Genomic DNA, 12,960 nt, shown 5'->3' on the forward strand with positions numbered 1-12,960 from the left:
TCAACTCCCTGTGGTGTAAGCCCCTAGTGTTGACCTCGACAGAAACAAGATAAACCGGCTAAAACTGCTATCACTGTTTGCAAATTCTAAACAATCACTTGGAGCGCTCTGACCAATGGACCGCTTTAACGCCATGCGCGTGTTCACCCGAATCGTCGAGTTGGGCGGCTTTGCCAAAGCGGCAGACAGCCTGCAGTTGCCCCGCGCTTCGGTGACCATCCTGATCAAGCAGCTTGAAGCGCATCTTGGTGTGCAACTGTTGCAACGGACCACGCGGCAAATCAGCCTGACCCTCGACGGTGCGGCCTACTACCCGAGATGCGTGCGATTGCTGGCTGATCTGGAGGAAACCGAAGCAGTGTTCTCCGCCGCTCGCCAGAACCCCAAAGGCCTGCTGCGAGTGGACATGCCGTCCGGGATCGGGCGTTTGATCGTGATTCCCGCATTGCCGCACTTCACCCGTCGCTATCCCTTGATCGAACTGGACATCGGCTTGAATGACCGACCTGTCGACCTGATTCGTGAAGGCGTCGATTGTGTGCTGCGCGGCGGTTCGGCGCTGGATGACTCACTGGTGGCGCGGCCGCTGGTCATGCTCGATCAGGTGACCTGCGCCAGCCCCGATTATGTGGCGCATTACGGCGCCCCCCAAACCCTGGCGGACCTCGAGGGCCATCGGATGGTGGAGTACTTCTCCAGTGCAACCGGAAAACGCTTCGGCCTGGACTTCATGATCAACGATCAAATCCGCCAGGTAGATCTGCCCAAGCATGTCTCGGTCAACAGTGCTGATGGTTACATTGCGGCCTGCGAGGCAGGCTACGGGCTGGTGCAGACGCCGTACTACCACGTTGCCCGTCAATTGAAGGAAGGGCGTTTGTGCGAAATCATGAAATCGACGCCGCCCCCCGGAATGCCATTGACGGCCCTCTATCCCCCACACCGCCAGTTGTCCCGGCGGGTAAGGGTGTTTGTCGACTGGCTGGTGGAGCTTTGCGCGCAGCCGGGCAATGACTTTCACAGAAAAGACTCAAGCAGCTGAGCGAGCGCTGGCCAGTGTTTCGGTATTGCGCTGCAAGTCGTCGTGCAGCTGTTGCATGTAGGGGCAATGCAGGTTGAGGGATCGAGGCTGCGCTCCTCTATGAAACAGGGCGAACCATCCATGATTGCCGGGTGCGGGCATCAACCCGGTGAAGGTGAAACCCAGCAGCGTCAAACTGCGCAGGTCTTCGGTGAAGTGCCGTGATAACGCAACCCGGGTCGAGATCATCCAGTGACCGGGCAATTGCCGGATCTGGTCGAGCAGGCGTTTGCTCAAGCGCTGAACGACCATGTCGAAGCGGTGATGATGTTGCTTGATCTGCAAGGGCATCGAAGGTGGTGCTGGTATTTGCGGATGAGTCCCGAACAGCGAACACAGGTGCTGCATAAACCCTCGATAGCGCTCAGGCCAGGGAATGTCAGGGAGCGGGCGCGCGTGGCCTTCAACCACGTAGCAACCCATCACAATGGTTTCCGGGTGCGGCTCGCCGAAGGGCGAAGGGACGTAGTCGGGAAGCACGCCTGTGCTGTGGAAGCCGATGTTTGCAGCCATGCGTTGAGTGTACGGGTGGTGGGTCACTTGTTTGATCACGACACTCTTGAAGCCCAGTGGTCCGGCCTGCAACAGTAACTCCCGGCCCAGGCGGGTCGCGATACTTTGCCCCTGCGCGGCGGGATGCACCACGCTGAGCGCCAGTTCCGCAGTTTGCGGGAACACTTCCTGGCACAACGCGGCATGCCCGAGAACCCTTACGTCGTCCACCGCCAGCATCGATTTCCAGCGGCCGTCGGCAATGTGCTGGCTGATCATGTTCGGCAGGTAAACATCCGGTTGAACGTAATGATCGCCATAGACCTCACGAAACAGCTCGCTCACGGCGCGGGCGTCGGAAGGGCGAAAGCGTCGAAAAATCAGGTGAGACATCACGCAGTCTCCAGTGATGGCGCGTCATAGGTGCGCAAATCCAAGACCCGCATCTGTTTTCCCGAGCGAGGGTGAAGCTTCAGTTCGGTGGCAGGGCAGGACAGCACCCGCAGCTCCAGCAACCCTTCGCGATTCAGTTGCTCGAGCGCGGGATAGTGGGTCACAAGCGCTGCATACAGCGCCTGGCACATCGCAGCGGTGGTCAGTGCTTGAGCGCCGGGCACCCATTTCACACTGACGATGTCCTTGTAGCCGTCATGTTCGATGCGCAATTGCCACTGATCGGTATCGGCAACGCGCTGGACGATCTGCAGAATTTCGTCGATCAACAACGACATAGACCCCACCCGAACCCGCTGACTATGGGCGCTACGTCCCTTGAGGGCGAATTTGCGCATCGGGGTTGTGCCTGGCTCACGCCAGCAGGCGCGGTCGCCCACCGGATAACGCAGCAGTGGCATCAGTCGGCGTGTCAGGTTGGTCACCACCAACACTCCAGTACGGTCGCATTCTTCGATGACTTCGCCGGTGAGTTCATCGACGATTTCCAGCAAAGTCTGCGGTTCAAACACCCTATGCTCGCCCAGGGCGCAGTCTCGGCTCGTCGCCCCGATCAGACCCGCATCGACGCTGGCATAGCCGATTGAGGCGATGCGCACGTTGGGAAACACCTGGGTGAATATTGCCATTTGCGGGCCGAACAGGCTTTCGCCGCCGTACAGCAACGTTTCAACCCCACACAGAACCCGCTGATGCTGGTTCAGGTAGGCCGCAAAGCGCAATAACTGCGCCGGCACGCCGACCAGCACGTTGATCCGGTGCTGATCCAGCGCATCCGCCAGGACATCCATGCTGACTTCGCCAGTGAACGGAAACTCACAGATAGACCGTTTGACGTGCGTCAGCGAGTCGTGGATGAACAGAAAGCTGGCGTAGAGATCGCCGCTGAAGAACAGATTGGCGACGCGGTCGCCGTTTTTCAGTTGGCAGGAAATACTGTCGCCGAACGTGCTGACCAACGTTTGCCATTCATCCTTGGAATACACCGATAGTTTGCCGTGGCTGGTTGAACCCCCCGTTTTGAACACCAGCCCGTTACTGATCTGTCCGGTCAGTACGGGCCATTCAGTTAGATCGTTACTGTCTGCCCAATAGTCGGCAACATTGGTTAATGGAAGGTCTTTTAAAGTGTTTCCTTCCAATGGCAAGTGTTGCAGGTGTTTGCGATAGAAGTTTGAGTGTTGCCTTATGTAATTCACGAGTTGTTCAAGCGAATAAGGTGTGTTCACCGGGTTCTCTTATTATCAGGCGTTTCTACGGTTGAAAAACTGGCAACAGGTTTATTTCCTGTTATCGATAACTAACGGTGTTTTCCCGCTGTGTTTGTTTCTGGTGAACCCGGATTCAGCGCACTGGTGAACTTCCACCGTTAACAGTGCAGCGTTCACGGCATTGGCCAATGCTTCATGGTTCAACAAGTTTGCATAAACCTTGTCGGCATTCAGGTTCGCTAGAACCGTCAGTCGCTCCCGGCCATCGAGGGCATGGTCCAGGACCAGTTGAACAGGCAAGCCGACACTCTCCTGTAGTGCCAACGGAGAAATGAATTCCGTGCCCATGCGAATCAGCTTGCCGTGACGCTGCAGCAATTCGAATCGCGGAGAGTCGAGCCCGCACGGACAGGCTCCGGGTATCCAGCGCCCGGTGTCGCCAACGTCGTACCGGCGCACGCTTTGGCCTTGCCGGGCGCGGGAGGTGAATAGCAACCGGCCGACCTCATCGGCCTGCACCGGCACATCGTGTTCGAGATGCACGATTTCCAGATGCTGTGTGTCGCACATCAAATGAAAGACGCCGTCCTCGGTCGCCGTGCAGGCATGCCCCAGCGGGCCGGCGTCGACCGAGCCATAGATCGCCGAGCGAATCGTCAAAACCCCGCAGCTTTCCATCAGGCGCAGGCTGGCCTCGCCGGGGTGCTCACCACCGAGGAACACTTTGCTGATGCCGGCGTACGCGCGAAGTCGGCTTTGTTCGTTGAAAAACAGGCGGTGCAACGTACTTGGCATGCCGATCAACACGGTAATTCGGTGGTCCACAATCAGCTGGGCAATTTCACTGAAATCATCATTGTGCGGCGCGCCCATGGGGAAATGCGTAACGCCCATCTGCTCCAGAACCTTGGTGAAACTGGAGAAACCTCCATACAGGCTGCCGCCGTAAAACAGGTTCATCGCCCGGTCTGTTGATGGGTCGAGACCGGCGGCAAACATGCCGTCAGCCGCGGCGCGCATCTGCCGTTGAAAGTCGTGATAGCTGAACCCGGCCAGGGCCGGCGTGCCGCTGCTACCGCCGGAACGGAAATACAGCTGTGCAGAGGCGTTGATCGGTTGGGTCATGAACGCGGTTTTGTCCATGATCGGTTCGTGACGTGTATCGGGAGCGGGAGGTGGCGCATCGAGCGTTGCCCGACCAGGCACTGCTTCCGGCGGCAGACTCACTGAGAGGCGACGACTGAAGCGTGACAGCGCGTAGACGCCGTCATGGGGCTCCCCGGGGTAACCGTCATGAATCGAACCGCACGGGGCGATACGCGTGACGCCGGCATTGACCAGCGTGCGTATCAGCCCGGGCGTCTGTGCAGGTGAGCAAATCAACGCGCAGCTTTGCAGGACCGTGCGCCAAGGCAACAGCGTCTCGGCGATCAAGTGTTGCGGCACCGGTTTGAGTAGCAACGTGCGAAACAACGGCGAGGGCGCGAGCGTCTGGTTGTGATCCCAGATGACTCTCCATCCGGGGCCGGCCCAGACCTGAGCAGTCCGGTTTGCAAAGCAATGTTCCAGGCGCGCCATGGCGGTGCGGGTGGTGATCTCCGAAGCCTCCTGGTCTGTCGGAATCAGCGCCGGCCAGTGTGAGGCACGACGTGTGAACGCTTCGGCCAGACGTTCACCCAGGTCCCGCAAAACCGCCGGATCGTTGCTGTCCACCAGTAGCCATTGCGGGCTGGAACACGCTTGTTGATCGAGGCTGCACACTTCATCCACCAACGCGTCCAGCGTCGAAGGGCTAGCCGCGTCGGGCGACAGGTAAGCGAAACTGATCCTGTGGCCCCAATCGATGAAGCGACACCCGGCCGGGATCTGCTGACGAATCGCCTTGAGTGCTTGTTCACCGCCCCAGGCGGCGACACCATCAGCGTGGGTGCAGAGTCGCGTTATCTGAGTAGTGCTGACCGGCAACACCGCAATGAAATCAGCCAGCTTGCCGCGGGTATCGCAGTGCACCAGCGCCGCGAGTAACCGGGCGGTCAATCCATCATCGCTGGAGCTGGGGCGCAGCCAGTTGATGTTACCGGCCAACAGGCTTTCGACGACCGCGCAGAACGCCAGCATCGGCGCATTGCCCGGCGTGATGTGAACCACCAGACCCAGCGGGTGCCAGCTCTCAAAGCACGCTTGGCGGTAATCGATACGCCGCAGGGAGCGCGGTTGCACACCCAACTCTCGCTCAAGCTTGGTGACGAGGTTGCTGCGTTGGCAGAAGTCGACAAGCCCCAGTCGTTGACCGTCGTCGAGGGGCACGTCCAGCCTGCCAGCCTGCAATTGCAGGATAAAACGGGCCGCTGCGTCGATCACGGTGGCGCTGTCAATCGGCGCGTTCAGCAGCCGTGGCAGTTGTGGGTGCAGTTCACCGAGGGCGGTTTCGAGGCTGACGTCGTCACGCAGTTCGCCATGGATCAGGTACATATCAGGCTCCTCCAATCAGTTCAGACGCGGCCATTGCGCAGCTTCGGCTGGCGCTCGTGCCGGCGCGTCCATGCAGTTCAAACCAGTCGGTCTGCAAGCCGCATCCGCAGCTAGCTCCGGGGTGCAGCGTCGCCAGATCCCCCATGACCACGGCATGCGCGGGGCTGGAAGAAATGTAGGGCGACACGAACTCCAGCAACCCGCGCCGGCCGTAGGGCTGGACGGTGAAGTCGGATGGATTGCGCACGAAGACCTTCGAATAAACCGGCACATGAAAATGCTGGTGAGCACACTGGATATAGGGCACGGCATGCTCGACCGCGCCGTAGCCGTCGCGGCAGCGGGACAGGTCGATACCCAGTTGGCGGTTGATCCGTTCATACAACTGCGACAAAGGAATTTCCTGCGCCGCCTGGGTTTTCCAGCCGCCACCGAGAAACACCAGTGACTCGGCCGGCAACTGCAGATCCGCCACGCCGGTGTCTGCCATGTGTTGCAGCGCGTGGGAAAGGAACGCGGGGAAGCCGAGAATGCGCACCGGTAAACCTTCCTCTGCGAACGCCTGCAAGGCGCGGATCACCCCAAACAGATCGAACGCGTGACCTTCTCCGGTCAGGCGCAATCCGTAGGCGACGCGGTTGACCGGCGCGTAACTGCACAAAAACTTGTCGGTGTAGGCGGTGCCCAATGTGATGGCGGCCTTGGGTTCGTAGCTCAGGAGCAAGTAGTTGCAAGGGGTGTCGGGGGTGTCCCAGCCGTAATGGCGAAAAATGTGGCTCACCATCCCTTGGGCGGCGGCCATGCTGCGCTCGTCGTAGCGCAAGCGACTCTTCTGGCCGCTGGTGCCGGAGGATGTCAGCTCCAGCGCGTCTTCGCCTGTGGGACCGAACAACAAGTGACGTTTGAAATAATGGGCGAAAATCGGTGGCAGCCTTGACCAGTCATCCAGTGTCTCCAGGTCTCGTGCAACGAGACCGTTAGCATTGAGCCAGCGCTCGTAGCCGGGCGTGTGGTGACAATGAAACAGGCTTATTTCCCCCATAGCCTGGTCGAACAGGCCTTCAGGCACGGAATCCAGGCAATAGGGGTGCGTTAACGCGCAAAGCGCATCGGTGTGGGGTAAATGGATCATCGAAGGACCTATCGAGTGGGGTCAGGCAGCAAGCGGGGGAAGGGCGCGCCGCAGGAACAGGCGCAAGGGCAGCAGGCACAAGAGCCCTGCGACACCCGCCATCAGGGCGAAGGATTCGTGACTGACGCCAGCGCCGGCCGCTGCCATCAGCGAGCCGCCGCCGCCCATGACGGCGATCGAAATCATGCCGATCATGGCCGAGACCAGGCCTTTGCTGTCGTCGCTTGAAAATAGCGCGAGCCGGTACAGTGCGGCATTGCTCATGCCCAGGCCGATGGCGTAAAGCGCCAGGGCGCTGATCAGCAAAGGCGTCGACGCACCGTAGACACTGCTGGCGAGCAGCGCGATAAGCCCACCGCAAAACGGCCAAAGCGCGTATCGAATCAGTTGTGGCAACTCATTGTTGGCAATCAATCGGTTGAGTATCAGGTTGCCGAGAATGACTGCCGCAAATACCGGGATTTGCCACAGGCCGTACTCAAGCGACGAAAACCCCTGGTTCTGAATCAGCAGGAGTGGCGCCAGTCCGATCCAGGCGATCAATGGCAGGCTCATCACGCCTAGTGCAACAGAGGCCGTCATGAATCGCAGGTTGGTGAGTAAAGCGACATAGCGGCGAAAGGTGCCACGCCATTCAAAGGGCATTGCAGCCAGGCGCTGACCATCGTGGCGCAAAGTTCCCACGGTCTCCGGCATGAAGATGAACAGCGCAACCCAGGTCAGCACGCCAATGATGCCCAGCAGTAAAAACAGCTCCCGCCAGGAGATCCATTCCAGCAACAAACTGCCCAGCAAGGGCCCTAGAAGAGGTGAAAGCAGGGCAACATTCCCTAGTAGCGCCATGATTTTTACTGCATCGGCTTCGCAGAAGACTTCTTGCAAGGCCGGATAGCTGACGGCAATGACAAACCCCAGCCCCATTCCTTGAACCAGACGCAAGGCGTTGAAGGCATATATGGTTTTCACGTTGAACGTGGCAACGCAGGCCAGGGCGAATAGCCCGCAACCGATAAGCAACATTCTGCGGCGACCGTACTGATCGGACAGCGGCCCGATCAGCCACTGCAGGAGAACGCCCCCGGCTAAATACAAATTAAAGGCATAAGGGACATGTTCGGGACTGGAATTCAGTTGTTGGGTGACAGTTAGCATGGCCGGCATGATCATATCGCTGGCCATATAAGTGAGTAGTTCGAAAAGAGCAATTGCGATGCAAAACCCGAATAATCGAATGGGGCTTATAGTTATCAAGGCGCTGCGCATGGAGTTCCTTCGGGGGGGGCTTAAGTTATAAAGTAAGTTCTCAGGTGGTGGAGCAAGAATAGTCATTATCGATGAGTAATTTCATTGCGATAAGTGAGACACCAAATTTCAGAAGTTTTGCGGCCCGTCTAGTGCGCGGGTCAGAGAGCAAAAGAGAGAGTTTTTGTGAAGTGACTTACATTAGTGCAGGAGAAATCCTACACGAAAATACCCGCTACTAAGCGGGCATATCGAAAAGTCTTACAGAGTGCGTTTGTATTTTTACAAGTGATTAGTTTTGTACTTTCGAAGAAGCTTTAACGGTGCTGGTAATAACCAGGTCCACCTCTGTCGTAATGGTGGTCACCGTGCCAGCCCCCGTGGGGGAAAACGATGCAACCGCTAAGGGTTAGCAGAGCGATCAGGGGAATCAGCAACGTGATTCGACGTAACATTTGAAAATCCTCAAGGTTATCGCTGCAATAAAGCCAAATCTCTTCATCGGCTGTAACATGAGACCCCGTTTGCAGCGTCCCATTCCCGCACAAAGGTAGGGGCTTGGCATGCTTTCAGATACAAACCGGACACATTTTTCAGGTTCAGGAACTCGCAATGACTCAGTCGCAACGTTTGAAATACTCGATTCTGATCTCCCTGGTGGTGCTGGGGATCATGTTCGGCCTTTCGTATCTGCAAAACGCAGGTGTCATCAGCGAGAAGCTGTTTCAGTACATCGCCATCGGCGTGGCGGTGATCGTGGTGGTGATCAATGGCGTGATGCGTCGCAAGGTCAAGCCTTGAGCGACGCATTGAACTGATCAGTCGCGATGAAGCAGGGCTACAGCGTGTGGATGCAGGCTGTAGCTTTTGTCCGCGTTGTGCGTGATTACGCCTTCGCTGCACAAGCGTTTCAACACTTCTCGCACACTGAGAAAGGACAGGGGGATATCCAGGTCCAGCAAGTGGCCATGCACGCCGCGCACGCCCAGGCTGCGCTCGCTTTCGGCGGCGGTCAGCAAGGCGTCGATGACCTTGAGTCGAATCAGGCTGGTTCGCAGTCCATAGCTTTTGAGCAGCAACCTGATCCGCTCGTTGCCATTGCGCTCGCCTTGTTGGCTGAAGACCCCGGAGCTCATGGCTGAACCCTTGGGCGCGTGACTACCGTCCGTTGGCAGTTGCGAGTTGTACATGCAAAAACTCCTTTTCCGAGCCGGCCAGGAAATGTGATGGGTGCTCTCATTGAATAAGACGTACGAGCACACCAAATAATGAACGCCCGAATGTAGAAAATTCGTCACTGGCATGTCAGCAGCCTGTGAGATGGCTGGGAAAAGCGCCTTTCAGGGCCTAAATTTTTGTCGTCGATTTCGTTCCTAGGGGAAGGCGCGGTGCGTGTTTGACGCAGGGTGTTTGTCTTTTCGATCAGGAGCGAGCGTGATTATTTCCAGGCAATTAACCAGGTTGAGCCTGGCGGGCATGTTGGTGGGGCTGAGTCTTGCGGCAAGCGCGCGCAGTACGCCCGAGGAGGCGAGCGCCGATATTCGCCGCACCAGTTTTGGTGTGCCGCATATCCGTGCCGAAAACGAGCGTGGTCTCGGTTATGGCATCGGTTACGCCTACGCCCAGGACAACCTGTGCTTGCTGGCCAATGAGATTGTCACCGTCAATGGCGAGCGTTCACGCTATTTCGGCCCGGACCAACTGACGGTCGAGGAGCGCGAAAACCAGGTCAGCGATCTGTTCTTCACCTGGCTCAATACCCCTGACGCCGTCGCCGGGTTCTGGAAGGCGCAAACCTCACCAGTGCGTGATCTGGTCGAAGGTTATGTTGCGGGCTACAACCGCTCGCTGAGCGAACGCCGCGCACAGGGTTTGCCGCAGCAATGCCAAGGCGAATGGGTACGCGATATCACCTCGCAGGACCTGGTCAAGTTGACTCGCCGCCTGTTGGTCGAAGGCGGAGTGGGGCAGTTCGCCGAAGCGCTGGCGGGGGCGACGCCACCCAAGGCCGTCACGAAGGCCGCAGGCGAAGGGTCGTCGTTTCAGCTGGCGGCCACGCGCATGCAGCGGTTCGCGCTGGATCGCGGCAGCAATGCGGTGGCGGTCGGCAGCGAGCGGTCGTTCAATGGCCGTGGGATGCTGCTCGCCAACCCGCATTTCCCCTGGATTGGCGGGATGCGCTTCTATCAGATGCACCTGACCATTCCCGGCAAGCTGGATGTGATGGGCGCGGCGTTGCCGGGGCTGCCGATGATCAATATCGGGTTCAACCAGCACCTGGCGTGGACCCATACGGTGGACACGTCCAAGCACTTCACCCTGTATCGCCTGCAACTTGATCCCAAGGATCCGACTCGTTACCTGCTTGACGGCAAGTCGCTGCCAATGGACAAGCAAACCGTGACGGTGAACGTGAAACAGCCCGACGGCCAGACCCGGGTGGTGTCTCATGTGGTCTATAGCTCGCAGTTCGGTCCGATCGTGCAGTGGCCCGGCAAACTCGACTGGGACAATCAATACGCCTACAGCCTGCGCGATGCCAACCTGGAAAACGACCGGGTGTTGCAGCAGTGGTACGCGATGAATCAGGCCACCAGCCTCAAGGATTTGCAGGCCTCGGTGCACAAGATTCAAGGCATCCCGTGGGTCAACACCCTGGCGGTGGATAGTCAGGGGCAAACGCTGTACATGAACCTGTCGGTGGTGCCGAACGTCAGCGCCGACAAACTGGCCAAGTGCAGCGACCCGCGCATCGGGTTGCAGATGATCGTGCTCGACGGCTCCAACAGCGCTTGCGCGTGGGACAGCGATCCGAACGCCGCGCAACAGGGTATTTATGCGGCGGACAAGTTGCCGCAGCTGCTGCGCAAGGATTACGTACAACACTCCAATGATTCTGCGTGGATGGCCAACCCGGCGCAGCCGCTCACCGGTTTCTCGCCCCTGATCAGTCAGGAAGGCCAGGCACTGGGGCTGCGCTCGCGTTTCGCCCTGGATCGATTGAGCACGCTGAGCAAGGCCGGCCTGATCTCGGCGGCGGATTTGCAACGGATGGTGATGGACGATCAGGTCTATCAGGCCGGGCAAGTGATGCCGGATCTGTTGCAGTTCTGCGCTGGCGATCTGGGCGCCGATGCCGCCACGCTCGCGCCGGTATGTGCGAGCCTCAAGGCGTGGGACCGCAGCGCAAATCTGGACAGCGGGCTCGGGATTGTTCACTTCCAGAACGTAATGGAACCGTTGCAGCAAGTCCCGGACATCTGGCGAGTGGCATTCGATCCGAAAGACCCGCAACACACACCGCGCGGGCTGGCGCTGGATAATCCGCAGGTGAGCCAGGCCATACGCGAAGCGATGCTGGCGTCGGTGGAGCAGGTCAAAAAGCTTGGGCTCAAGGATGAAAGCCGTTGGGGCGACATTCAGGTGGTCAGCAGCGGCGGCCAGCAGACGCCGATCCACGGCGGGCCAGGCACGCTGGGCGTGTACAACGCCATCCAGAGTGTGCCGAGGACCGATGGCAAACTCGAAGTCATCAGCGGCACCAGCTATTTGCAAGTGGTGACCTTTGATGACAAAGGCCCGCACGCGCAAGGTCTGCTGGCCTTCTCGTTGTCCAGCGATCCGGCGTCGAAGTACTCCCGGGATCAGACCCTGGCCTTTTCGAAGAAGCAGCTGAGCCCGTTGCCGTTTACCGAGCAACAGATCACGTCAGATCCGCAGTACCAGGCGCAGACGATTCGCGAGCAGGATGAAAAAGCCGGGAAGGTGGCCGCTCATTAAGAAAAGGTGGTTCAGCAATAAAGAAGGCCGCATCCCGTTAAGGGTTGCGGCTTTTCAGCTTTTCGGGGTTTGTTGCGGGATCGAATTGAGTACCGGATTACCTTCCTTGTTTCGGGTCAGGTAGACCGGCAGCACTTTGGGCAGGGAAGCCACCAGGTTGTTGAGTTCCTTGATGTTGTAGATGCCACCCAGACGAATCGTGCCGGTGCTATGGTCAGCGACCATGATCGGTTTGCTCAGGTAACGGTTGATCAACGGCAGGGCATCGTTCAACGACAGATCATCAAGCACCAGTTTGCCGCTGCGCCAGGCCAGGGCGTTGTCGTTGGGATAGGTCTGATTGATCTGCGGGGTGAAGTCGCCGTGTTTATAGCGCGCCTGCATGGCAGGTCCGAGACGCAAGCCATCGCCCGGAAGATCATCGTTGCTGCTGACCAGCACTGAGCCCTCAATCAGGTTCACGCGTACCTGATCCTCGTACATCCAGACGTTGAATTTGGTCCCGGTGACCCGAATTCTTCCCTCCGCTGCCCTGACAACAAAAGGGTGAGCCAGGTCGTGGCTGACACTGAAGAAGGCCTCGCCTTTTTCCAGCGTGACCCGGCGCTGATCCTTGTAGTTGCTGAACGTCAGCTCGCTGTCCAGGTTCAACTCCACTTGGCTGCCATCGCTCAGGGTGACCTGACGAACCGTGTCGCTGGCTTCGAAGTGCTGATACGAATTTGGTAGCCAACCCATGTTCCAGCCGCTGTACGCCGCCAACGGCAACGCCAGGGCACAAACGGCGGCGGCAATACCAATCGTGCGCCAGGGTGTGGCAGGTTTGAAACGAGCAACCGGTGCGACGGCTTCGGGACGCGGCAAATCCCCCGCGACTTCCCAGATTTCCAGCATGGCCTCGTACTCGAACGCATGCAGCGGATGAGCCTCTCGCCACTGTTCGAAGGCGATCCGCTCTTCAGCGGTGCAGTCCACGGCGTGCAGACGCATGCACCAGTGCGCAGCGGCATCGGTGATGGCGTCATATTCGGCTTGCGAGAGAGAATTGTCGGTCATTGACTCATCCTGATTTCCCACATTCTAACCTTGTGGGGAAG

10 protein-coding genes are annotated in these 12,960 nt (G+C 58.5%); 3 read left to right on the plus strand and 7 right to left on the minus strand.

Features of this window, described 5'->3' with window-relative positions; translation table 11 throughout:
- Nucleotides 1-115 precede the first annotated feature (115 nt).
- Nucleotides 116-1,042: a LysR family transcriptional regulator gene (locus DJ564_RS15185; RefSeq protein ID WP_109630799.1), complete on the plus strand. Its 927-nt coding sequence runs from the start codon at nt 116-118 to the stop codon at nt 1,040-1,042.
- Here DJ564_RS15185 and DJ564_RS15190 read toward each other — a convergent pair.
- The 5 genes from DJ564_RS15190 to DJ564_RS15210 are packed head-to-tail and all read right to left on the minus strand — an operon-like array spanning nt 1,031 to nt 8,104.
- Nucleotides 1,031-1,966 (minus strand): GNAT family N-acetyltransferase, encoded by a 936-nt coding sequence (locus DJ564_RS15190; protein WP_109630801.1) that lies wholly within the window; start codon nt 1,964-1,966, stop codon nt 1,031-1,033. The two genes, DJ564_RS15185 and DJ564_RS15190, sit on opposite strands and share 12 nt — an antisense overlap.
- Nucleotides 1,966-3,255 (minus strand): AMP-binding protein, encoded by a 1,290-nt coding sequence (locus tag DJ564_RS15195; protein WP_109630804.1) that lies wholly within the window; start codon nt 3,253-3,255, stop codon nt 1,966-1,968. The genes DJ564_RS15190 and DJ564_RS15195 overlap by 1 nt, the downstream gene beginning before the upstream one ends.
- Before the next feature lie 51 nt (nt 3,256-3,306).
- The gene (locus tag DJ564_RS15200; RefSeq protein ID WP_109630807.1) at nt 3,307-5,709 is read right to left on the minus strand and encodes an aldehyde dehydrogenase family protein; all 2,403 of its coding nucleotides are present in this window, start codon (nt 5,707-5,709) and stop codon (nt 3,307-3,309) included.
- A gap of 1 nt (nt 5,710) precedes the next feature.
- Nucleotides 5,711-6,841: an acyl-protein synthase gene (locus DJ564_RS15205; RefSeq protein WP_109630809.1), complete on the minus strand. Its 1,131-nt coding sequence runs from the start codon at nt 6,839-6,841 to the stop codon at nt 5,711-5,713.
- Nucleotides 6,842-6,862: 21 nt separating this feature from the next.
- Nucleotides 6,863-8,104, minus strand: a complete 1,242-nt coding sequence (locus DJ564_RS15210; RefSeq protein ID WP_109630812.1) for an MdfA family multidrug efflux MFS transporter — start codon at nt 8,102-8,104, stop codon at nt 6,863-6,865.
- A 591-nt stretch (nt 8,105-8,695) separates the two neighbouring features.
- Here DJ564_RS15210 and DJ564_RS15215 point away from each other — a divergent pair.
- Nucleotides 8,696-8,884 (plus strand): hypothetical protein, encoded by a 189-nt coding sequence (locus DJ564_RS15215; protein WP_008024801.1) that lies wholly within the window; start codon nt 8,696-8,698, stop codon nt 8,882-8,884.
- A gap of 17 nt (nt 8,885-8,901) precedes the next feature.
- Here the strand turns inward: DJ564_RS15215 and DJ564_RS15220 are convergent, their stop codons facing one another.
- Nucleotides 8,902-9,273, minus strand: a complete 372-nt coding sequence (locus tag DJ564_RS15220; RefSeq protein WP_109630814.1) for a fe2+ zn2+ uptake regulation protein — start codon at nt 9,271-9,273, stop codon at nt 8,902-8,904.
- Nucleotides 9,274-9,517: 244 nt separating this feature from the next.
- Between DJ564_RS15220 and DJ564_RS15225 the strand changes: the two genes are divergently transcribed.
- On the plus strand, nt 9,518-11,863 hold the full coding sequence (locus DJ564_RS15225) for an acylase (protein ID WP_109630816.1): 2,346 nt from the start codon (nt 9,518-9,520) through the stop codon (nt 11,861-11,863).
- Between the two features lie 54 nt (nt 11,864-11,917).
- On the opposite strand, the gene DJ564_RS15230 is transcribed toward DJ564_RS15225, so the two are convergent.
- Nucleotides 11,918-12,919 carry a FecR family protein gene (locus tag DJ564_RS15230; RefSeq protein ID WP_109630819.1) on the minus strand — a complete coding sequence of 334 codons (1,002 nt, stop codon included), beginning with the start codon at nt 12,917-12,919 and terminating at the stop codon, nt 11,918-11,920.
- Nucleotides 12,920-12,960 lie beyond the last annotated feature (41 nt).

The sequence above is a fragment of the Pseudomonas sp. 31-12 genome (assembly GCF_003151075.1).
Lineage (GTDB): Bacteria > Pseudomonadota > Gammaproteobacteria > Pseudomonadales > Pseudomonadaceae > Aquipseudomonas.